The following is a 21,204-nucleotide window of genomic DNA, read 5'->3' on the forward strand; positions in this document are numbered from 1 at the left end:
CCTCATTGAGTCTTAAGCACTGCTTCTCGGGTAGCCACAAGCACTTCTAAGTCAGCTTTCTCAATACGGTATTCGATTGTGCCTTGGTCCAGTGCCTTCACCATTTTGTCTTGGGCAGCAATCACCCTCTCCAGCTTGGTAAGATTACCAACCAGATTTCGGCAATTACTCTTCAAACAATCGACATGTAACCAATTGAGGGCTGGTTGCTCACACTCACCAACCTTTGTGCAACCGCCAAAGGGTGTTTCCTTATAGCTGATCTCTCCCTTTTTAAATCGCCGTAGAGTAGTCTCTCGATCAACCAAAATTACACCTTTAGAGTCTTTGAGTATGTGTTCAACCCAGTTAGCATGCCCACCAAATAAAATGTCGTTTGATAAAAGTACATTCAACACATAGCTTAACGCTGCTGATTCAGGTTGCGCCCTCTGCCATTCCAAGCCAAAGTGATCTTTGTCTTCACCGATAAAATTTTTGGCAGAGGCCGACCCTTTTGCATAATATCGTGACATTTCAATGGTTAGATGCTGCAACTGCCTGCGGAGAGATGGTAGTGAAACATAACCAGACCTCTGAGCATATAAAGCTAGGGAGCGGCGGAGTTGATGTGAGGTAAACAACCACGGTTTACCGATTTGAAATCGATCTTCAGATCTCCAGGCACGGTGAGGATCTATGTGCTCTAACTCGCGGATATCAGCATCTTCAATAATAGGTTCAAGTCGTTTGCGTAGCGAACTCATACGCTCCAAGTATATAAATCCAATACTAAACTGATCGCCTTTTAATTTTGGCTTTCCTCCTGCGAGACCAAGGTAAGAGACTGAAACAAATAAAGGGTGGTCAGCTATCCGTGCTGCCGTTTTCTTTGCTGTAACTCCGAACACTCCAAAAATTGTATCTGCAATCTGTTGGGCAAGTTTGATAGCCCGATAACTATCCTGATTAGTAACCCAACGCGTACGTTTGGCCTTGCCATTATTAAGTTTTGTGGTTCGACCTAAAACAATATAGTGTGATTTACCGTTTACCACAGTCTCTTCTAGACAGTGATAAGGCAATGAAAGCGCCTCATCATCACGCATGCCTGTAAATGTTTGGATAGTCAGTTTGATCGCTGTCTGTATCTCAGAAATCAGTGCGGATAAGTCTTTCACCGCTGGCTCGCGAGACTTGATGTCAAAATAATTGAGACATTTTGTAGAGGCCAATTGCGAAAAAGTAGGAAGGAGGTTTTTTCCTAAACCTTTTCTCTTAGAAATCGCAGCCTGTACTTCAACACTTCTACCCATGCGAGGGTCTGTACCACATGCTTGAAGTACAGACAGGACATCATCAGAAACCTCCTCCCATTCTGCTAACTCCTTAAGTAGTTGCGCAATTATTTGTGAATAAATTCGTGTTGGAATTGGGGCATGCTGTTTAAGTGTAGTGCGGTATTGTTGGCCAAGTGAGCGTATAGCTTTGAGTTGTTTATCCCCTACGATATCAAAGCCAAGCCGCTCATTGCCAAGCCTAACCAACAACGGCAAAAGAGAACCAAAGGTTTCGATTGCCCAACCAGAACACCGAGTCTCTATAAACAACCAAAGATGTTTATCATCTATTAAAATTTCCCGAATTTGGCGAGACATATCCTCAGCAAACTTGGCTAATGCTCTCAATATCGATAAATAGTTCTGTAGTGTTCCGAGACTCAGAGGGGCTCCATCACGTGCCCAAATCAATAAAAATATTAGAAACCGTATCTCATAAGTTAGCTGTTTGCGAGTAGGGTTTTCCTCTCCCGAATCCCAATAGCAAAAGTTTAAAATATTGGACTTACCTTCGGGGTGATAGATCGATAGATCCCAGGCCATTTGGCCATAGGTGGAAACAACAGATCCATCCCTGCTTCTACTGACTACAAAATCATCAGGTGGAGGTGTTCCTGGTGAACTCTCATATATGTCTGGACAAATGGCACCAACAGGATAATCAAGTTGTGGTTCAAACACTACACTCATCCGGCCAATCCAATCTCCATGAGCATTTCAAGTTTGCGAGCCCAGTATGGATCTAACTTCCCATCGTCTTGCACTTCTTTGGTTATCCGAATTACTAAATCTTTATCTCTAAGTGATATTTCGGAAAGAGCTTCTTCAATTTTTTCGAAAATAGGAATTAACTTAAATTGGGTCTCGTCACTTCCAGAAAATTGGATAGTTTGTTGCAAGCAGTATCGGCAACTTATCAACTTTCTGGTGTCTGTTTCATCTGCATGTACCCTATATTTTTCGCAAAAAAAACACCCCTCTAGTGCTTTGCAGTCAGGTTGTATAGGAGCTGCGGCATTAACTATATTTGGAGCTCCATAAGAAGAACAATAGCCAACAGCACGGTCAACTCCCCCCTCAGCAATCTGGACTTTGTCGATTACCATCTCAGAAATCTTGTTAAAAAAGCCGCCTATTTCCTCAATTTGGGCAGCTTCAGAACCGGCAGCATAATGTGCAAGCACAGTTTTCTCGGTATTTTGCAGAACCAGCGCAGCAGTCGAGATATCCGTGTTTCTTATTAACCAGTCGCTTTTAGCTGCTCGCCACTCCCGAGATGTTACTGGCGTTATTTCTGGGTCTATACGTCGAAGCATATTGTAAATATGCCCCGTGCTTGAATGTTGATATTGAGTTGGGGGAGAATTTACATTTAATCCCAACGTGAAAAATAAGAAACTAGAAGTTTGATCACCCAAAAGGAATTTACGAAGTTGAAGATACTCCCTGAATCTCGGCATAAATGACACAGGGAGCTCAAAGGAAATGGACTTGTTATCCGCGCGCCATTTAATTGTTCGGAAACCCTGATGAGTCGCACCGACATCATAATCGTCAGTCCATTGTAGGGTAATTACCTGTGCCCAATTCATTCCTGTCTGTGCTAGGAATAATAAGATAAAGGAATGCAGTGCATTCATCCCTAAACGTTTCCGTTGAGTGTGACTTTTGTCAGCATTGGCCTTATGCAGTTGTCGTTTTGCAGAATTAATGGCGTTATGAGCAGCTTGCCGATTATCTGAGAACCGTTTTGTACACAGTAATTCTTCCAGTGTTGACAGGCGCCCTTCTTTGAAATTGTAACCAAGAGATCTTTTAAGACTGCCGTTCGCTAACACGTCTTGGGATATGCTCCACGTTGTACTAGGGAATATCCATAAGATACCCTCTGGGTAACTCAAATAAGTAGGCACAATCAACGCGAGCGGATAGGGTTTATTTTCCAAAACAAAGGTTCCCAATCCATCAAACAATGCCTCACATAACCTCAAAACCCTCGCTTGAGCATTTTCACTTGGAGGATTTGTTATCTCTTTTGTAGCTGGGTTAACCCGAAGTAGACTGAAACCTCTTGTCAGATCATCTACCCCCAGAAATCGCCCAATAAAATCAGCAACTGTACTTTGTTGTCTAGCTGCGCCATTTATTGAAATGGAATTAGTCATCACACGCTCGCGGAGATGTCTTATGTAAGCTCTCACTGCAAATTTGGCAGTTTCTGCACTACTCAGGACATTTTGAAAATCATTTGTGTCTGCCCAAAACATGAAGGCAAGAAAGCGTGCCACACTGTCACGAATTGTTTCAGGTCGTTTCCCACTGAGCTTTAGCTCATCCGAAATATGGTCCATTAAATCAATAACGAGCTTTGCACGATCTGGTGAGAATGTGTCCATATCTACTCTCTGGCCATCAAACCTCCCTCGATCGCTTTGAAAACCATCTAATCCAGATTCGCGTTTCAGATAACAGATAGCACCAATATCAGTTGTTCGCCTATTCGGAAAGCGCAGTTTGACCGCCTCGGGCTTGAGGATGGCTGCATTCTGGGGAAAAGGAAGGTCATAAATCACCGTTTTTCGCGTAGATAATGTCACTGGATGCCCCTGAAGGCTTGTTCAATTAATTGGCGAAGGTGATCGTCGTAAGCTGCATTGGTAGCTCGGACAAACTTGAGATTCTTGCGTAATTGCAAATAACGATCCGTTGTTGTTGGAGACTCATGGCCCATACGGTTTTTCACAAACTCTCGTGCCTCATGCAATGTCACCTCTCCTTTTGAAACCAGCTCTAACTGGGCATCTGTAAGATTCATTCCAAACGTAGCTCTAAGATCGTGGAATTGATAGCTGAAATGTGGAGTGCTGTGCTTCTGACGAATAAACGGGATAACTTGCTCTGTAATGAATTGCCTAACGCCCTGTCCCGTTTTAGCGTGCCGGATGTTTACTGACTCATCGAAGTCTTGTAACTCTGCCTTTGACTGGTATAACGGGGTACCCCTTATACTAAGGAACAAATACTGGTCCTCTGCATCCCCACCTCTCTCAAGCTGCCTACGCTTCCTAGCCCGCTCGCTCAGAGCATAAGTTCGTAATATTTGATAAAACCAAATAGGAATATGTAAGACTAACTGCTTGTCGTTTTTTGTGTCGATGTTTGTCCCGGGACCGACAGGTATACGAAGTTCGTAGTTATGTTCACTTTGTTCTTCCAGATCTTCAAGCACGTGGTTTACTTGGAATGTGAGTATGGTTTGGATTCGTGCACCAGTGAGTAATGCAAATAGATGAATCAGGGTCATCTCGGTATTACCTAGTGATATAAGTGCTTCTATCAGCCAACTCTGCTCTTCATATGGCAGAGGGCGGAGTTTCCCCCCATCTTCAATAGTCTCTGTATAAGGGTCATTTTGCTTTGAGACGCGTATAGATACATCTGTTGTTGTGACCTTTTTTGAAAACTTATTCCCGTAACTACCCTTCTGTTGAATATAGATATCGGATTCATTCCAAGTGGAATGCGCAGTAACAAGAGCACCTTCGCTTTTTAACCACCTGTAAAACGCTATGATGGCACTCATTCTCCGCTTGGCTGTGGTACCTTTTACTTCTCCTGCGGCTATAGCAAGTTTTAGATGCCCGCTGTAGCGATAAGTCGGACGGCTGAGTTTGTTGGCAGGGAAATTTAACCAATCAATGCCGCTTTCATCCAGATACCGCCGGTAGGCGGCCAAGTCATTTGCTATGCCAGAGTAAGTTGCCATGGAAGGAAGGTAGCTCTCCATAATCCTAGACATTAAATAGACATTCGCCTCAGCCCAAGGCGCTCCATCCTCGCCCAAGACAATGGGAAACAGGTTGTACTGAACATTAGATGGTATTGAAAATTTGCTCAGTCGTCGGGGAATGTATGTTTCCTCTTGCTTGAGGCGGACAAAGTAAGCCTCTTCCGGAAAACTTTTAGGCAGACTGATCCGAATAGCCCCATCAGCAGTTGCCTCTACAGTTTCAGTAATCGACATGCATGGGAGTACGATTTTTCTAGCGCGTTTTGCTATTTCCACGAAACTTTCCTTTGTTAAGAATTTTTCTGGTTTGTACGTTTCGCGACATACCAGAATACAACTTCATGAATAACTTTCTGATATCCAAGCGGCTTCCAAGGGAAGGCTAAAGAATTAATACAAAGATGAAATGTATTTTTTGGGAAAAAGTTATCCATCAGTTGTTTAATAAACAACTGTTTTTTGATAGCTTTGGGAGATAGGGGCTTGACGACTGGCTAGATTGGCTTGATACTGTATTTTCCGGATGCAGCTTAGGCTCATCTAAAGGCGGGCCCCTCAAAAGGTTCGCCTTTTTACATTCCAGATACCTCCTGCTCGCCACTTAACACCTGGCGGATCAATTTAGCTTGATAATTCGTGATGCTGGATGATTTTTTATTCAATAGCACAAACATCTCACGAACTATTTCATTGGACTCTCTTGGAATCTTAATATTATTGATTCTGTATTCAGCCGCATTTCGAAGTTTTTGCGCCTGATTTTCTGAAAGATTCATTCGCTGAATCAGCTTTTCCAGTTTTTCGGGTTTAGGGGGATCTTTCTTACCACGTTCGAGTGCGCTCAAATAACTGGGCTCACAACCTAAAATTTTCGCGTATTCGAATTGCTTATATCCCTGCGAAGTCCGTATAGATTTCAGCATTACTGAGAACTCTGTATTCATTAAAAAATGGTAACTGATAAGAAGTTAAATTTCTAGCGTTAATTTTCTACCTAAGATATTGTTTTAAAAAGAGGATAGGTAATTTTTTGCACTTGTCTTTGGTTACCTATCTTCTTAGATTTTAAAGAATATGGTGCACTGTAAAAAATGCCATTTTTGAATGCTGGATTAACTTTCAGGTCTTCATAAAATTCCAAAATATTAAAAATATCCCATCTCTTAACTGCGAAACCGCCGACAAAAAGTCTCATTTGCGGGCATTAGAGCTTTATAAAAAATTTATCTTATTTGGTTAATTTTTAACAAGCTGCAATTTAATTTGCACAGAATTGTAGTTTTTCACTACATAAAACATTTAACTTCTTTCTCTTTCTGAAAAATCTCGCCATGTTAGCCACACTCTCAAATCAAACTCCAACTGATGATAGTCCGGCTCCATATGACAGCACAGTTTATAAAAAGCTTTGTTATGGTCCTTTTCCTTTAAATGTGAAAGCTCGTGTATGACGATCATCCTAAGAAATGCCTCGGGTGCCTCGCGAAAAAGCGATGCGATATGAATTTCATTTTTACTTTTGAGCTTACCGCCCTGCACTCGCGCCACGAAGGTGTTGGTACCAAGCGTGCCTTTCATAGGATGCTGTTGGTTGTCATACGCGACTTTAGACAAAGCTGACGAGTTTTTCAAATACTGCTGTTTGATATCTGATACGTACTGATATAGCGCCTTGTCGGTTTGAATATCGTGGCGAGATGGGTATTTTTGCTTCAGCCAAATGCCAAGTTGATCTTGGTCCAGCAAAGCTTGGATGCGTTCGATAAGTGCAGATGGATATCCGCTGAGGTAGTTAAGCTTCATCATGGCAGGCTATGGAGACAATTTTATCGCCTAGTGATGTCCATTTTTCTTTAACTTGAACATACTGGTCCTAGAGTAATTACTTGTGAGTACGAGCTCATGAACAACGATCATGGTGAGGAACTCTGACGGCGTCGCTTTGAAAAAAGCTGAAATACGGATTTCTTTTTTGGCTTTCAGCTTGCCGCCTTGCACACGCGAAATGGCGGTATTCAAACCCAGTGTCTGCTTCTCTACCGTCAGGCGGTTATCAAAATAGACTTTATCCAGTAGCGGTGCATTTTTCAGGTAGCGTTGCTTGAGATCGCTGCAAAAGTCATACAGGGCTTTATCACTTTGAATGATATGTGACTGTGGGTAGCGCTGACTGATGTAGTGACCCAACCTGTTCTCCGTATGCAATTGCAAAATCTGCGCATGCATATGTGCGGGATAGCTGGGGAAGTATTGGCGGATCAACTGCAGAGGCATGCCGCTATTTTAGGCTAGCAGGCAAGGCTGACCAACTAAATCTCAGAAAAAGCTGATCACATCGAAAATTCGGATGAAATATCCATGGTGCCAGGGCCTTCAGATTGCTGATAGGTTCCTTCAGAATGCTGGTAGGTTGAAGTCCCAGTATCGCGCCTGGCCTGCCATAACTGGTATGCCGCTTTATCTGTCGCACCCAGTGTTTCAACATCCACAGCCGTCAGGGTCTCAAAGAGGCGGCCCTCAATAGTCGCAGTATCGAGAATGGGTCAGCGGCATAAACATGCAGCGTAGACAGCCCCATGAATAAAATGATTAGTGCTTTTACCACGATAGTGATTCTCTGCCTTTAGACCAATCATCAGGTTAATCCGGAGAGAGGCTATCAACAATAGGAAAAATTCATTGATCACGATTTTTAGAGACGACAGCAAAACAGCCCAATTATGCGACCTTACCTGGCTTTAATATCTCTGGGACTACCAGATCCGCCGTCAGGCTGCGCTCAGCAAGGTAATTCTGTATATGCTCTTCCGCCATCGGTTTGGAATAGAAATAGCCCTGAATCAGCTGGCAGCCCATCTGCTGCAAAAACTGCACCTGGCTCTCGGTTTCGGCACCTTCGGCCACGCATTCCACCTGCATGCCCTGGCATAAAGCCAGAATGGAACGCACAATGGTTTGGCTGGTGGAGTTGGTTTCAATGTCCTTGATAAAACTACGGTCAATCTTGAGTTTATCCAGCGGCAAATTCTGCACGTGGCTCAAACTGGAATAACCGGTGCCAAAATCGTCCAGTGCGATTCTTGCGCCCGATTGACGTAAGAGTTCGATATTGTCTTTGGCAGTCGTAAAGTCTTGCAGCAAGGCCGTTTCGGTCACTTCAAACACAAACCTTGAAGGATGGATACGGCTTTGAGCCACCATGTAGATCAACTCTTCAATCACCGCTTTATTGGTCACATCGTAGGCTGACAGGTTGAAAGACAAGCGGATATGCGCAGGCCATGTGCCCATGGCGATAATGGATTTCTGGAACATCAGCCGCGTCAGGTCAGAAATAATCCCCAGGCTCTCGGCCACGCCGATAAATACGCCAGGCGGCACAATGCCTATGGAAGGGCTGTTCCAGCGGGCAAGGCTCTCAAACGAGCTGATCGCGCCGCTATCAACATTGACGATAGGCTGAAATACCGGAAACAGTTCTGCTTCCAGATCCGCAGCGCGCAAGGCCTGATCCACTTTATTCAAATGCTGGCGCTCTTCTTCCAGCGTCTGCGAATAAATCTCCATACTGCCGCGTCCGGTGCGCTTGACGTGATAAAGCGCAAAATCCGCATGCTCATATAATTCCTGCGCCGTATCTTTGGTATTGGAGAACACGCAGGCCCCGATCGAAGCTTTAATGCTGATAACGATGCCATCAGCGATGATAGGCTGCGCAATCACACGATTCACTTCCTTGCCGATCTGCCTGAGGATGGTATGTTGTGGGTCAGTCACCACCTCGAAAGCAAACTCATCGCCACCCAGTCGATAAAACTGTACACCAGCGATTTTAATTCGCGCCAGGCGTGCACCCATTTCCGTCAGCACCAGGTCGCCAATATGGTGGCCATAGACATCATTCACCGGCTTGAAGTTATCAAGATCTACAATGCCTACCGCAAAGCGGTCTGCGGTCCTTTTGGCGCGTGCAAGTTGCTGCTCCACATGCATGAAAAACTGGCGCCGGTTGGGCAGGTGCGTTAATGCATCCAGGTTAGCCAGGCGCTGATTCTCTTCCATCAGACTATGTGTTTCGTAGGTGGCATTGACCAGCCGGTCAAACATATTGGCACTTGCCCGCATTGCAAACAGCATGCCGATTTCAAATACCAGCACCAGGCCCGCCAGCACATAGGGCTGCTCAAAATTGCCCATAAAAATGCATACCAGGGCAGCGGAAATCAGCAGGAAATTATAGATAAAGGCGGCAATGCCGATTTTGCTTAAGATGAACGCAAAACAGAGCGCAAATAAAGTGATGTAGATGACGAGGAAATAATGACCGAAGTTATCGGTGTGTTGAAACAGATACAAACTGCGGAAAAAAGTCACTACGCCGGAGATCACCAGCACGATGGAGGCTGCACGCAATCGCCAGCGCACTTTCTCTATGCCCGGATTATCTTCCCGGTGCCAGAACCAGTAAAGAAACAGCATGGCGGCCAACGTCATTCTCACCAGCGGCATTGCCACTGACACACGCCAATCGATGCCATCCCGCAAGGCAATCACCTGGATAGCCGTTGCGCTCAGCCCGGCAAAGATCACCACAGGCACATCTGCCATCAGGCTACGATACCTGGCTAGCAGAAGTTCTGGACTTGTTGTTTTAGAAAAAGGCATGTTTCAAATTCATTTCTGGTTGCCCAATACTAATGAGCGTCAATTTAGTTTCATCTATCGGAAATAGGCAGATTTTCCACTCTATTCTCATTTAGCTTGCTTGGTCAGGGCCTAACTTGCAAAACGCTCGCAAACAGATTATCCCCCAAAGCGGGAAACAAACACATGCTTGCGGTAAGATTATCCTACAAGATAATGTGCAGGGTTTTGATGGAAAATTGAAAGACATCGCAATCGATAAGGCAAATGCATGCAGGTTGTATTGGATCGATAAATAAAGTTTGACCGGGGATGTGCTTCAGCAAGCTCACTTGGCTCTATTTGAGCACCAATATTCCTGCACTTTAAGCGGGGTGGAATTCAATGGTTGCCTCATGCACGAGAGTCGATCTGTATCAGCGCTTTCAATCTGCATCAGTACTTAAGACTTTAAATAGAAAAAGCCGGGAAATCCCGGCTTTATTGCATATGCATGTCATGCATTACATACTGAACTTACAGGCTGGCAGAGTAACCCCTGTGGCGCACCGCTCTCACTAATGAAATTGGTGTTTCTTCAAACTCATTCTGGTATGACTTGATCAGAACATCGCCATGTTTAAGCTTCAGCTCAAACTTAGCCACATCGGATGGCGTCAGCGTGTCACAAGACTCAATCGATTTGTAAGTAAGGCTGAGGTAAATATCCGGCTCAATCTGCAACTCGAAACATTGCCCGTAAGCAGATCCACAACTGACATCAGATTGCTTGAACCCAAGCACGCGCGCATTGCGGCAGGCAGTAAACCAGTAACGTTCTTTACACGCCTGATCTATCGAAAGACTTAACTCTTCAAAAATCTCATTCGCAAATTCAATCGATGTCAGCATGTGTATTCAACCTGTCCAATAGCATTCGTTAGTTATTCAAAATTTTAGCTATTTTAGTTGCACAGGCGCTTTTCGATTGCAGGCCAATGGCTGATTCTCAAGTAAGACTTATCTGACAGAAAGCGCTGACACAACTATCAGAATACAGCGTCTTTTTCAGCCTCGATTGATTAGATAAATTCTCCTACATTGCGCAGCCTGAATAACAGGCTTGAGCGCTCATATCACTAACTTGCCGGAGTCATTCATCATGTCAGCTGCCAATCCACAAACCTCCTTCGACCCGCTACCCGGAATGGGCGCCATCCCGCATGCGCACGGCGTAGCATTTCGCGTGTGGGCGCCACATGCTGATCAGGTATCAGTCATAGGTTCGTTTAACGATTGGCAGGCAGAGTCGGATGCCTGTGTGCATGAAGAAAATGGCTACTGGTATGCCGACCTCTCACATGCCAAGCCAGGTGATGAATACAAGTTTCATATCATCAATGGCGAACAGCAACTGCAACGCATAGACCCTTATGCCAAGATCGTCACCAACTCGGTTGGCAGCGGCGTGATCCCCGCACTGGATTTGTTTGAACCGCCAGAAAACCAGTTTCAAATGCCGGCATGGAACGACCTGGTGATTTATGAGCTGCATATCGGTACGTTTAACACTGAAGAAGGCAAGGTAGGTACCTTTGACAGTGCAATTGAACGCCTGCCGCACCTGAAAGCACTGGGTATCAATGCGGTCGAACTGATGCCGATTGCCGAGTTTGCCGGCGATTATTCCTGGGGTTATAACCCGGCGCACCCGTATGCCATTGAAAGCGCATATGGTGGTGCGGACGGCTTTAAACGCTTTTTAACCGCCGCGCATGAAGCCGGTATCGCCGTGATTGTGGATGTGGTGTACAACCACTTTGGCCCATCTGATATCAGCCTGTGGCAATTTGACGGCTGGAGCGAAAATGACAAAGGCGGCATCTATTTCTACAACGATTGGCGCTCCACCACGCCCTGGGGCGACACGCGCCCGGATTATGGCCGCGGCGAAGTACGCCAGTATATTTTTGATAACGCCATGATGTGGCTGGGCGACTACCACGCCGACGGCCTGCGTTATGACATGACGCTGTATATCCGCAGTGTAGAAGCCGATGCGCAGGACCTGATTGCCGAAGGCTTCAGCCTGTTGCAATGGATCAACAGTGAAGTGCAAATCCGCCACCCGGGCAAGATCACTATTGCCGAAGACCTGCAAAATAGCGCCGAGCTCACCCTGGCTAAAGAACATGGCGGCGCCAACTTCAGCAGCCAGTGGGACGCCGGATTTGTGCACCCTATCCGCGAAGTACTGATAGAAGGCGATGATGCCAATCGCTCCATGCATGCCGTGCGTGACGCCCTGCTCAATCAATACAACAATGATGCATTTCAGCGTGTGGTCTACACCGAATCCCACGATGAAGTCGCCAACGGCAAACAACGCCTGGTATCCGAGATAGACCCTAGCGAGAAGCCGAATCGTTACGCGATCAAACGCTCAACCCTGGGCGCCGCACTAGTGCTGACGGCACCAGGCATCCCCATGCTGCTTCAGGGTCAGGAATTCCTGCGTGACCAGTGGTTCCGTGATGACCGCCCTATCGACTGGCAACGTGCAGAAGAATATGCAGATATCACTACCATGTATCGCGACCTGATCAACCTGCGCCTGAACCGTGCCGGGAACTCGGCTGGTTTGAGCGGGCAACATACGTCGGTATACCATGTGAATGACAACGACAAACTGATCGCCATGCATCGTTCAAAAGAAGGCGGCGCCGGTGATGATGTCATAGTCGTATTCAACTTCACCGAAGGTCGCAAAGAGAATTACGTGATCGGTTTGCCGCAAGGTGGTGAGTGGAAATTGCGTTTCAACAGCGATGCTACCCTGTATAACGAAGAAATGGATGAAACGCCTTCCGGCGATATCACTGCCAGCGAAGAAGGCAAAGACGGTTTAGGCTACTCAGCACCAATCACCATTGGTGCATATGCATGTTTGATTTATTCGCAGGATAAATAAACGCATATATCTTCAAAAAAACTGAATGTTTGTTAACAAAAAAGCCGCAATTCGCGGCTTTTTTGTTAAGTTTAATGCGATTACTGACTGCAATGTCCTTGGCTTGCCAAACCCAAACCAGATATTTGCTTCTGTCCTTCAACTTCATCTACCAGTTTCAAACCTGCCCCACCAACAGCAACGCCAAACTTGATATATTGCTGGATGAAGTAATTTTTCCCACTTTCGGTTTTCAGTAATAAATCGTTAGGGGAAAATTCGGATTCTGTTGAAATCTTGTGTTCCTGGTTAGCGCTGACTTCCTGGAAGAAAAATACGTTCGGCGCTGTTTCGCCCAAACATTTTCCATCTACCCAGACATCCTTCTTTAATGCGCCGCCAAACGAACCATAGCGATATACGTACAGACCGGACTTGCCATCTGCAGGCGGCTGGAATTTTTTGGCATCACTTGTTTTTTGTGAAGATTCCATCGGCACTGAAGCACAACCAACGATCAGAAAAGCACTTAAAGCAACTAATAACGTTTTGTTATTCATTATTATTCTTTCTTATTTTTTAGATGATTAATAACCCAGAGACGTTTAACAGGGAGCTGCCAAACGATGCTCAATATACATGACTTTTCAAATTGAATTGTTAGCGACTCAAACTTTGTCAGCGATAAACTGCTCCAACCATTAAGTTAATTGCATGAAGGGTCGCATCATGACGAAAGAAATAAAAGAAGCCAAACTGGAAGCACATCTGGACGCGGTGGAAAAACACAAAGCGTTACTTGAAAAATTACATTTGAATGGCAACCAGCATCTGGATGAGGTGAATAGCTCGTTGCAAGAACTGACGCTGACACTGGAAGAATATTTGAAGATTATCGGTATTCCTTGAAACCGCTTACTTGGCAGATTTTGCTTTACCCCGCGCCTTGGTCGGGTTTAATTCCCCGGGTTCATCCGCATGTGACCAATCCAGTTCGCTCAAACCAGATTCCAGGCCCAGCCGCCTTAACAACTTGCGCGCATCAAATGGCGCTTTCACTTTGATATCGTTATCAAAATAGCAATACACATCGCGCGATTTGCGTTGTGCCGGTGGCTGTTCAGACACCAGTTTCGCATCTTCCGGCTGGCTGCCTTTACTCCAGGCATCAATGCGCGCAGCCCAGTGATCGAGTGCTTTATCGGTGTAACCACTGGCATACAGTTTTTCTGCGCCATGCAGCCTTAAGTAAGTGAAATCGGCGGTGATATCTTCGTTATCCGGCCACTTGCCTGCTGTGTCTGCGATCACCAGCGCCACTTTATATTTCCGCAGCAATGCAATAAATTCAGGCGCCTCAAAACTCCTGTGGCGGATTTCTACCGCATGTCGCAACGAACGCTGTTGGTCGGCTTTGATATATTCACGACTATGCATAGTGGCATCACGTTTCTCAGCCAGCCTGACGGCAGCTTCTGTGTCATGGGGCAACTGTTTAAGAAAACGTTCAAACAACTCGGCATCAAACCTGAAACTGGGCGGAAACTGCCAGAGAATAGGTCCCAGTTTTTCCTTTAATGCCAGTAAGCCGGAAGCAAAGAAATTCGCCATGGCTGCTTCAATATTTTCCAGGCGGAGAATATGGGTGATATAGCGCGTGGCCTTGATACTGAATACAAAATCGGGCGGGGTTTGCTCATACCAGCTCAGGTAACTGCCGGGTCGTTGCAAGGCATAAAAAGAGCCATTGAGTTCGATGGTTGGCAGTGCTCGCGAGGCAAATTCCAGCTCGCGCTTCTGAGTCAGGTCTTCGGGATAAAAGACCTTGCGCCAGGGTGCATAGCGCCAGCCCGAAATGCCTATATAGATATGCGCTTTCATACCAGTTTGGCTGGCATGTCACCAAGAAGTTCAGGCGCACTCGCAAGTGTTGCAAGCCATATAGTTAATCCTACAGACATATGGGCGAGCTCCCTATAATTGTTTGTGCACAATCCCCCTAATATCAATAGCCTAAAAACAATGGTTAGGAGATACATGATGGCGGCTACAGAAGACAAAAAGAAAAGCACGATGGCGGGTGTGGATGCGTTAGATAAACAAAATTCCTCGGCAAAAATTGAGGATTTAGAACAATATAAATCCGATGCGACCGGTCAGGCGCTGCGCTCTAACCAGGGCGTTAAAATTTCCGATGACAAGAATTCGCTACGTGCAGGTGCGCGTGGCCCTAGCTTGCTGGAAGATTTTTTACTTCGCGAAAAAATTACCCATTTTGACCATGAGCGCATTCCGGAGCGCATCGTGCATGCCAGAGGCGTGGCCGCGCATGGCTATTTTGAATCATATGCCAATCACGCCAAACTCTCCAAGGCGGGCTTTTTGAGTGAAAAAGGCAAGCAGACACCGGTATTTGTCAGGTTCTCAACTGTGCAGGGACCAAGAGGCTCTGCGGATACTGTGCGTGATGTACGCGGTTTCGCCATCAAGTTTTATACCGATGAAGGCAACTTTGACCTGGTCGGCAACAACATTCCGGTATTTTTTATCCAGGATGCGATTAAATTCCCGGACTTTGTGCACTCGGTAAAGCCTGAGCCACATAATGAAGTGCCCACAGGCGGCTCTGCCCATGATACGTTCTGGGACTTTGTCTCATTGCAATCCGAAGCTTCGCATGCCGTGATCTGGGCCATGTCAGATCGCGCCATCCCCAAAAGCCTGCGCACTGTTCAGGGTTTTGGCGTACATACCTTCAGGCTGATCAATGATGAAGGTGTCTCCAAATTTGTCAAATTCATCTGGACACCTAAACAAGGCGTGCTCTCACTGGTTTGGGATGAAGCGCAAAAACTGGCTGGTAAAGACCCGGATTTTCACAGGCGTGATTTAGGCAATGCCATTGAGCAGGGCAACTATCCCGAATGGGAATTCGGGGTGCAGATCGTGGATGAAAAAGACGAACACAATTTTGACTTCGATATTCTGGACCCGACCAAAATCATCCCGGAAGAACTGGTGCCCATCACGCCATTAGGCAAGCTGGTGCTCAACCGCAATCCGGATAATTTCTTCGCTGAAACCGAACAGGTGGCGTTCTGCCCCGGCCATATCGTGCCAGGTATTGATTTCAGCAATGACCCCTTGCTGCAAGGCAGATTATTTTCGTATACCGATACGCAACTCAGCCGGTTGGGCGGGCCTAATTTCCACGAGATCCCGATCAATAAACCGGTGTGCCCTTTCCACAATAATCAGCGCGATGGCATCCATCGCACCACCATCAATAAAGGTCAGGCTTCTTACGAGCCTAATTCCATCGATGGCGGCTGGCCTAAAGAAACGCCACCGGCAGCCAAAGATGGTGGTTTTGAAAGCTATTACGAACGCATAGATGCGCATAAGATCCGCGAGCGGTCAGAGTCATTCAGCGATCATTTTTCGCAACCGCGCCTGTTCTACAACAGCTTGAGTGAGCATGAAAAAACCCATGTGGTGAATGCCTATAGTTTTGAGCTAGGCAAAGTGCAGCGCAAATTTATCCGCGAGCGGGTGGTGAACGAGATTCTGTCCAACATTGATCTAGACCTCGCCGGGAAAGTGGCGAACAATCTGGGCATCACGCCGCCGACAAAACAAACGGTGGCGGTGCCTGACATCAAACTTAAAGCCTCGCCTGCCCTCAGTCAGCAAAGTCTGTTGCCGGACAACGTGAAGGGTAAGAAAATCGCAGTCCTTACTTTTGCAGGGATCTCCGATGAACAGTTGCAGGCGACTAAATCCTTTGCCGAAAAACATGAGATTACCATCATGTTGTTAGGTGAAAATTCAGCCCCGGTAAAATCACGCAACAATAAATCGATTGAGGTGGATGGCTCAATCAAAGGAGAACCGTCCGTAGCATTCGATGCGGTGATCGTGCCGGATGGGGATGACATCAGCCAGAAAGTTTTAAAAAACGGTGCGGCGATTCATTTCCTGTATGAATCCTACAAACACCTGAAAGCGATTGCACTGACTGGCGATGCCGCAATACTGCTGAACAACCTGCCGCTGAAAGAAGATGCTGGCCTGGTGAGCGGCGATTCACTCGCTGGATTGGAAAGTAAACTACTCAGCGCATTAAAAGCGCATCGCACGTGGGATAGAGAGGCATTGGCCGAGAGTATTCCAGCTTAATTATTGATTCCGTTTGTTGCTTTAAATAACCCGCCAGCATCCATTGGCGGGTTTTCATTTGCCATTGTCTGATACGTTAAAAAAACTTGAACTTCACACATATAAAGTCCCCGCCATGCGATTTTTTGCATGTTGGAATGACGGCTTGCGACCCGGGCTTACAGCCGCGCATGCTAAACTCGCCGCATCTTCTCAACAAATAAAGAACAATGATTCAATACAACCCAAAAGACTGGATTATCTTCATCTTCCGCTTTCACGAGTCTGATACTTTCCGGCGCCTTTTTCCGATGATGGTGTTTATTGGTATTTATGCAGCGGGCATTGCCTACCTTGAACTGCAATACCTGAAGTTATCTGACAGCAGCCATGTTAAAAATCTGTCGTTAATTCATACGACCGTGGGTTTCGTATTGTCATTATTATTGGCTTACAGAACCAATACTGCATATGACCGCTGGTGGGAAGGCAGGAAGTTATGGGGGGCGCTGGTGAATAACAGCCGCAACCTGGCGATCAAGCTTTCGGCTTATTTATCTGATGAAAACGACAAGGATTTTTTCCGAAAAATCATTCCGACCTATGCATCGGTGCTATCGCAGCATCTGATGAATGAAGACGTCAGCAAAATGCTGTTTGAAGGGCTGGATCTGGAAATCGACCACCATGAACATCACCCGAACCAGATTGCGCAACATATATTCCAGAAAGCCAACGAACTCTATACCACCGGAAAAATCAGTGGCCATCAGTTCTATATCATCAATGCGGAGTTGCAATCATTCACCGATATCTGTGGCGCATGCGAACGTATTAAAAACACGCCTATCCCCTACTCGTATAGCGCATTTATTAAAAAATTCATTTTCTTTTATGTGATGACGTTACCGTTTGGTTTTGTGTTTAACCTGGGTTATTACGTGGTACCGGTGGTGGTTTTTATCTTCTACGTACTGGCGAGCCTGGAACTGATTGCGGAAGAAATTGAAGACCCGTTTGGCAGCGATGCGAATGACTTACCTACACCAAAAATCGCTTCTAATATTAAAAAGCATGTGGAAGAATTACTCTAACCACCATGCTTGCATCCAGTAAGCATGCCACTTGTTACAACTCCAGATTGGGGCGACCTTGCTGCTCATAAGCTGATAACTGGATAGACTCGATTTCCGTCGTGGTTGCCTCTGAATAAACGGCACTGACAGCGCTTGAGTCGCCTGTCGTATGCTCAACATTTAAATAACCAGATGCTTCATCAATGCGGTTTAGGTTTGCCATGACCATCTCCTGAAAGACTATATGGCTTAATCTTAAATGTTGGGAAAACACAGCATTATCAGAAAATGGCTGATTGATTTGTAAGAGTTGGCTGAAACTGTCAATTGCGAGGCAAGCAAATTGCATTCTGACAACACTTTCAGCAATCACCGGATTAAAATGACATTCGCATCACTTTAAAATAACGCCACAAAATAGGGTGTTGCACAACACCGGCCTGGTCAAGGAGAGCGTGATGAATAAAAATCAGAATAACACACTCATTGTGATGAGCGTATTTAGCCATGTTCATTAAGCATCCCGGTCAGACCAACCTCTGTGAGGGTTTATTTAGCCTCCGCCCTTCGCTTGCCACATTACTTTCTATCCTCCCAGACACCGTTTACACGCATGCTCAATTAAACAAAAAGAACTCAGGGCCAATATGACGAATGCCTGGTGGTACTTGCTCATCGGCTTATTAATGCTCTCCAGGGGGCTCAGCAAGACTTTCCTGCAAAAGCTGCCGTTCACCCCCGCCATCATCTATCTCGCGATTGGCTTCCTGCTTGGACCCTCTGTATTACATCTGTTCTATTTTGACCCTATCAAGCAATCGGCATTGCTGGAATCCCTTGCTGAAATCGCAGTGCTGATCTCGCTGTTTTCAGCAGGCGTGAAAATGCCAGTTCCCTTTCGGTTGAAAAAGTGGCAACTGCCATTAAGGCTGGCATCCCTTTCCATGATGATCACGATAGCGTTGATCGCAGCCTTTTCCTATGTTGTACTTCACTTGCCTATCGGCGCAGGTGTGTTACTGGGTGCCATGCTGGCATCCACCGACCCCGTACTGGCTACCGATGCACAATCACGCTATCCCGGTGATAGAGACCAGCTCCGCTTCACCCTGACCTGTGAAGCAGGCATCAACGATGGCTCTGCCTTTCCGTTTGTCATGCTCGGGTTAGGCCTGCTCGGGCTGCATGACCTGGGAGCATGGGGTTGGCAATGGCTATTGAAAGACGTCCTTTGGGCAACCACTGCCGCCATCGTGGTAGGCATCACCAGCGGAGTCATTGTTGGCCGGACAGTCTGGAAACTAAGGGGCCAGCAATACAAGCATGATGTGCTTGATGATCTGGTTGGCCTCGGTTTGATCGCCATTGTCTATGGCTTGAGTTTGCTAGTCAGTGCCTGGGGGTTTTTGGCAGTGTTTTCCGCAGCAGTGGCACTCCGGCATACAGAACTCAAGCTTGCACAAGCCATTGGTGTGAAGCCGGAACAGCTGGGTGCCGGGGTCGAACAGCCGCAGATCGCAGCAGATACCGAAACGCTTCCCACCATCGTCAGTGCAGAAGCCCTGGTGTTCAAAGAACATCTGGAGCGGCTGTCCGAACTCATGCTGGTGCTGCTGGTTGGTGGCATGCTGATGTTTGACTTCTGGAATTGGCGCACCATCAGCCTGGCGATCTTTATTTTCGCCATCGCCCGCCCTGTCAGTGTTTTTATCGGAGCGCTGCGCACCAATACCCCGTGGCGTATTCAGGGGACGGTCGGCTGGTTTGGCGTGCGCGGCATAGGCTCTATTTATTACCTGATGTACGCCATCCAGCATGGTGTTCCGCATGCCATCGCCAGAGACCTGACGCAACTCACACTCATCGTCGTCGCGCTTTCAATCCTGGTGCATGGCATCAGCGTTAAACCCATGATGAACGAAATGGAAAAAAAGTAAGCCTGGCCAGGCTTACTTTTGCAATGGAGCTAATTGGTTTCAGTCTGAGAGACTGCTGGAAAGAGAACTACCGCTTGTCAGTGTCAGGCACCAGGTTCTCATTGAGCGGGTCACTGTCATTACGCTTGATGCCATCCGGATCATTTGAATCCCGAACAGCAGGGTCAGTATCATCCTCTCTAAGATGCGTAGAGGGATCAATCGCGTTATCAATAATTTCTTCAACCAGGTTTTTTGAATCTGTTGCCATTGTTATTTCCTTGTCTAAATATATTTTTGAGCGATGTCCGGCCGGTCATTAGTCCAGAATCTTGCATTCGCCAGCCATAGGTGCATCAGCCATATCACCCAAGCCTTTACATTGAAGCTTGACGTTTTGGCCTGGTTTTAGCTCAAAGGCCTTTTCCCTGTCAGCCACAATAAAGGCAAACTGCGGTTCCTTAGTAGAATCCACGCCGCCCTTCAGGCTGACATAAGGCTCATTGATCGAATTCTTGTTCACATCGACAATCGTGCCACTGACATTGAAAGTCGTGTCCTTGAATTTGTTATCTGCGGCTACCGAGTTATCAGCATATTCTTTAGCGATTTCGCTGGCAGTCGTTTCCAGTGGTGCCTTCTCTTCTACGACTTTGTTATCCGAGGTTCTTTCCTGTTCCGGCGGCCGATCGCAGCCCATTAAACCCAGCGTCATCAGACCCACCGACATGCCGTAAACCCATTTTTGTGATTTTTTCATCATTCTCTCCGTTTTATTTATCGCTTGGGGAACACCACTGATTAATGCACGGCTGCTTCAGCCTCATAAATATTGCGCATATGTTTCACCAGATTGTGGTTACGTTTAACAGCTTCCACCTGACGCAAAATCACAGCCCTCACATCGGCAGGCAACTCCTGTTCTAACGCTTTACGGTACGCCGCCAGTGCAGCATCCTCGCCACGCTCAGTTTCGGTCAATACTGCCAGATTATCGTTGCTGGTCAGCGCTGTTTTAATATCGATCCAGCGTCTGTGCAGGATGCCGCCAATTGAAGTGGAGTCGACCGGCTCACCACCTAAGGCGCGTACCTGATCCTGTAACTCCCGCACACTGGTGCTCACCTCTTTTGAACGACGCAGGAAGAAGTCCTTTAAACGGGCATCATCTGCATTTTTTGCAGAGCTGCGAAAACCTTCTTCGCCATCTTTCGATGTTTCAATCAGGTCATTCAAAATGGCAATGACATCATCGCGAGCTATCATTTCAATCTCCGGATTTAATATGGAATCATTAGTTCACTCAGTATGCCAAGTGCACAGCATGGCTTGCATCGGGGGGATTCTTAAAAGGCTGTAAGATTTCGCCTGC

21 protein-coding genes are annotated in these 21,204 nt (G+C 46.5%); 5 read left to right on the forward strand and 16 right to left on the reverse strand.

Features of this window, described 5'->3' with window-relative positions; translation table 11 throughout:
* Positions 1-2: 2 nt before the first annotated feature.
* The 9 genes from ACFQ2T_RS08075 to ACFQ2T_RS08115 form a co-directional block, all read right to left on the reverse strand.
* A complete protein-coding gene (locus ACFQ2T_RS08075) occupies positions 3-2,009 on the reverse strand; it encodes a hypothetical protein (protein WP_379032860.1) in 2,007 nt (668 codons plus the stop codon).
* Positions 2,006-3,916, reverse strand: coding sequence for a hypothetical protein (locus ACFQ2T_RS08080; RefSeq protein ID WP_379032863.1), 1,911 nt, complete (start codon positions 3,914-3,916; stop codon positions 2,006-2,008). The genes ACFQ2T_RS08075 and ACFQ2T_RS08080 overlap by 4 nt, the downstream gene beginning before the upstream one ends.
* The gene (locus ACFQ2T_RS08085; RefSeq protein WP_379032866.1) at positions 3,913-5,385 is read right to left on the reverse strand and encodes a tyrosine-type recombinase/integrase; all 1,473 of its coding nucleotides are present in this window, start codon (positions 5,383-5,385) and stop codon (positions 3,913-3,915) included. The genes ACFQ2T_RS08080 and ACFQ2T_RS08085 overlap by 4 nt, the downstream gene beginning before the upstream one ends.
* 296 nt (positions 5,386-5,681) lie before the next feature.
* Positions 5,682-6,032: a helix-turn-helix domain-containing protein gene (locus ACFQ2T_RS08090; protein WP_379032869.1), complete on the reverse strand. Its 351-nt coding sequence runs from the start codon at positions 6,030-6,032 to the stop codon at positions 5,682-5,684.
* Positions 6,033-6,408: 376 nt separating this feature from the next.
* Positions 6,409-6,915 carry a M48 metallopeptidase family protein gene (locus tag ACFQ2T_RS08095; protein ID WP_379032872.1) on the reverse strand — a complete coding sequence of 169 codons (507 nt, stop codon included), beginning with the start codon at positions 6,913-6,915 and terminating at the stop codon, positions 6,409-6,411.
* 27 nt (positions 6,916-6,942) lie between these two features.
* On the reverse strand, positions 6,943-7,383 hold the full coding sequence (locus ACFQ2T_RS08100; RefSeq protein WP_379032875.1) for a metal-dependent hydrolase: 441 nt from the start codon (positions 7,381-7,383) through the stop codon (positions 6,943-6,945).
* Positions 7,384-7,439: 56 nt separating this feature from the next.
* Positions 7,440-7,598, reverse strand: a complete 159-nt coding sequence (locus tag ACFQ2T_RS08105; protein ID WP_379032878.1) for a hypothetical protein — start codon at positions 7,596-7,598, stop codon at positions 7,440-7,442.
* Positions 7,599-7,827: 229 nt separating this feature from the next.
* Complete coding sequence (locus tag ACFQ2T_RS08110) at positions 7,828-9,774, reverse strand: putative bifunctional diguanylate cyclase/phosphodiesterase (RefSeq protein WP_379032881.1); 1,947 nt, start codon at positions 9,772-9,774, stop codon at positions 7,828-7,830.
* 495 nt (positions 9,775-10,269) lie between these two features.
* On the reverse strand, positions 10,270-10,644 hold the full coding sequence (locus tag ACFQ2T_RS08115) for a hypothetical protein (RefSeq protein ID WP_379032883.1): 375 nt from the start codon (positions 10,642-10,644) through the stop codon (positions 10,270-10,272).
* Positions 10,645-10,894: 250 nt separating this feature from the next.
* Here ACFQ2T_RS08115 and ACFQ2T_RS08120 point away from each other — a divergent pair, with 250 nt between their 5' ends.
* Positions 10,895-12,703, forward strand: a complete 1,809-nt coding sequence (locus tag ACFQ2T_RS08120; protein ID WP_379032886.1) for an alpha-amylase family glycosyl hydrolase — start codon at positions 10,895-10,897, stop codon at positions 12,701-12,703.
* Positions 12,704-12,783: 80 nt separating this feature from the next.
* On the opposite strand, the gene ACFQ2T_RS08125 is transcribed toward ACFQ2T_RS08120, so the two are convergent.
* A complete protein-coding gene (locus ACFQ2T_RS08125) occupies positions 12,784-13,242 on the reverse strand; it encodes a DUF2846 domain-containing protein (protein ID WP_379032888.1) in 459 nt (152 codons plus the stop codon).
* A 169-nt stretch (positions 13,243-13,411) separates the two neighbouring features.
* Between ACFQ2T_RS08125 and ACFQ2T_RS08130 the strand changes: the two genes are divergently transcribed.
* Complete coding sequence (locus ACFQ2T_RS08130) at positions 13,412-13,591, forward strand: hypothetical protein (protein WP_379032891.1); 180 nt, start codon at positions 13,412-13,414, stop codon at positions 13,589-13,591.
* Positions 13,592-13,597: 6 nt separating this feature from the next.
* Here the strand turns inward: ACFQ2T_RS08130 and ACFQ2T_RS08135 are convergent, their stop codons facing one another.
* Positions 13,598-14,563: a DUF72 domain-containing protein gene (locus tag ACFQ2T_RS08135; RefSeq protein WP_379032894.1), complete on the reverse strand. Its 966-nt coding sequence runs from the start codon at positions 14,561-14,563 to the stop codon at positions 13,598-13,600.
* A 105-nt stretch (positions 14,564-14,668) separates the two neighbouring features.
* On the opposite strand from ACFQ2T_RS08135, the gene katE reads away from it, so the two are divergent.
* On the forward strand, positions 14,669-16,861 hold the full coding sequence (gene katE / locus ACFQ2T_RS08140; RefSeq protein WP_379032897.1) for a catalase HPII: 2,193 nt from the start codon (positions 14,669-14,671) through the stop codon (positions 16,859-16,861).
* Here katE and ACFQ2T_RS08145 read toward each other — a convergent pair.
* Complete coding sequence (locus ACFQ2T_RS08145) at positions 16,858-16,992, reverse strand: hypothetical protein (RefSeq protein WP_379032900.1); 135 nt, start codon at positions 16,990-16,992, stop codon at positions 16,858-16,860. The genes katE and ACFQ2T_RS08145 overlap by 4 nt on opposite strands.
* Before the next feature lie 78 nt (positions 16,993-17,070).
* Here ACFQ2T_RS08145 and ACFQ2T_RS08150 point away from each other — a divergent pair, with 78 nt between their 5' ends.
* Complete coding sequence (locus tag ACFQ2T_RS08150; RefSeq protein WP_379032903.1) at positions 17,071-17,934, forward strand: bestrophin family protein; 864 nt, start codon at positions 17,071-17,073, stop codon at positions 17,932-17,934.
* A gap of 34 nt (positions 17,935-17,968) precedes the next feature.
* Here ACFQ2T_RS08150 and ACFQ2T_RS08155 read toward each other — a convergent pair whose 3' ends face one another.
* Entirely contained in the window at positions 17,969-18,139 is a 171-nt protein-coding gene (locus tag ACFQ2T_RS08155; RefSeq protein WP_379032906.1) for a hypothetical protein, read from the reverse strand.
* 424 nt (positions 18,140-18,563) lie between these two features.
* Here ACFQ2T_RS08155 and ACFQ2T_RS08160 point away from each other — a divergent pair, with 424 nt between their 5' ends.
* Entirely contained in the window at positions 18,564-19,853 is a 1,290-nt protein-coding gene (locus ACFQ2T_RS08160) for a cation:proton antiporter (RefSeq protein ID WP_379032909.1), read from the forward strand.
* Between the two features lie 67 nt (positions 19,854-19,920).
* On the opposite strand, the gene ACFQ2T_RS08165 is transcribed toward ACFQ2T_RS08160, so the two are convergent.
* From ACFQ2T_RS08165 to ACFQ2T_RS08175, 3 genes are read right to left on the reverse strand one after another with little or no spacing between them, the layout of a single operon-like run.
* Positions 19,921-20,103: a hypothetical protein gene (locus tag ACFQ2T_RS08165; protein WP_379032912.1), complete on the reverse strand. Its 183-nt coding sequence runs from the start codon at positions 20,101-20,103 to the stop codon at positions 19,921-19,923.
* A 48-nt stretch (positions 20,104-20,151) separates the two neighbouring features.
* Positions 20,152-20,592 (reverse strand): OB-fold protein, encoded by a 441-nt coding sequence (locus ACFQ2T_RS08170; RefSeq protein ID WP_379032914.1) that lies wholly within the window; start codon positions 20,590-20,592, stop codon positions 20,152-20,154.
* Between the two features lie 41 nt (positions 20,593-20,633).
* Positions 20,634-21,098 (reverse strand): PA2169 family four-helix-bundle protein, encoded by a 465-nt coding sequence (locus tag ACFQ2T_RS08175; protein ID WP_379032917.1) that lies wholly within the window; start codon positions 21,096-21,098, stop codon positions 20,634-20,636.
* Positions 21,099-21,204 lie beyond the last annotated feature (106 nt).

Origin of the sequence: Methylophilus flavus (assembly GCF_042678905.1) — a bacterium.
In the GTDB taxonomy this organism is placed as follows: domain Bacteria; phylum Pseudomonadota; class Gammaproteobacteria; order Burkholderiales; family Methylophilaceae; genus Methylophilus; species Methylophilus flavus.

What these genes read in the sequence shown, in the direction of transcription:
- ACFQ2T_RS08075 (WP_379032860.1), bottom strand. Translation starts at nt 2,009, where the DNA reads ATGAGTGTAGTGTTTGAACCACAACTTGATTATCCTGTTGGTGCCATT.
- ACFQ2T_RS08090 (WP_379032869.1), bottom strand. Translation starts at nt 6,032, where the DNA reads ATGCTGAAATCTATACGGACTTCGCAGGGATATAAGCAATTCGAATAC.
- ACFQ2T_RS08095 (WP_379032872.1), bottom strand. Translation starts at nt 6,915, where the DNA reads ATGATGAAGCTTAACTACCTCAGCGGATATCCATCTGCACTTATCGAA.
- ACFQ2T_RS08100 (WP_379032875.1), bottom strand. Translation starts at nt 7,383, where the DNA reads ATGCCTCTGCAGTTGATCCGCCAATACTTCCCCAGCTATCCCGCACAT.
- ACFQ2T_RS08110 (WP_379032881.1), bottom strand. Translation starts at nt 9,774, where the DNA reads ATGCCTTTTTCTAAAACAACAAGTCCAGAACTTCTGCTAGCCAGGTAT.
- ACFQ2T_RS08115 (WP_379032883.1), bottom strand. Translation starts at nt 10,644, where the DNA reads ATGCTGACATCGATTGAATTTGCGAATGAGATTTTTGAAGAGTTAAGT.
- ACFQ2T_RS08120 (WP_379032886.1), top strand. Translation starts at nt 10,895, where the DNA reads ATGTCAGCTGCCAATCCACAAACCTCCTTCGACCCGCTACCCGGAATG.
- ACFQ2T_RS08125 (WP_379032888.1), bottom strand. Translation starts at nt 13,242, where the DNA reads ATGAATAACAAAACGTTATTAGTTGCTTTAAGTGCTTTTCTGATCGTT.
- ACFQ2T_RS08130 (WP_379032891.1), top strand. Translation starts at nt 13,412, where the DNA reads ATGACGAAAGAAATAAAAGAAGCCAAACTGGAAGCACATCTGGACGCG.
- ACFQ2T_RS08135 (WP_379032894.1), bottom strand. Translation starts at nt 14,563, where the DNA reads ATGAAAGCGCATATCTATATAGGCATTTCGGGCTGGCGCTATGCACCC.
- ACFQ2T_RS08145 (WP_379032900.1), bottom strand. Translation starts at nt 16,992, where the DNA reads ATGCAAAAAATCGCATGGCGGGGACTTTATATGTGTGAAGTTCAAGTT.
- ACFQ2T_RS08150 (WP_379032903.1), top strand. Translation starts at nt 17,071, where the DNA reads ATGATTCAATACAACCCAAAAGACTGGATTATCTTCATCTTCCGCTTT.
- ACFQ2T_RS08155 (WP_379032906.1), bottom strand. Translation starts at nt 18,139, where the DNA reads ATGGCAAACCTAAACCGCATTGATGAAGCATCTGGTTATTTAAATGTT.
- ACFQ2T_RS08160 (WP_379032909.1), top strand. Translation starts at nt 18,564, where the DNA reads ATGACGAATGCCTGGTGGTACTTGCTCATCGGCTTATTAATGCTCTCC.
- ACFQ2T_RS08165 (WP_379032912.1), bottom strand. Translation starts at nt 20,103, where the DNA reads ATGGCAACAGATTCAAAAAACCTGGTTGAAGAAATTATTGATAACGCG.
- ACFQ2T_RS08170 (WP_379032914.1), bottom strand. Translation starts at nt 20,592, where the DNA reads ATGAAAAAATCACAAAAATGGGTTTACGGCATGTCGGTGGGTCTGATG.
- ACFQ2T_RS08175 (WP_379032917.1), bottom strand. Translation starts at nt 21,098, where the DNA reads ATGATAGCTCGCGATGATGTCATTGCCATTTTGAATGACCTGATTGAA.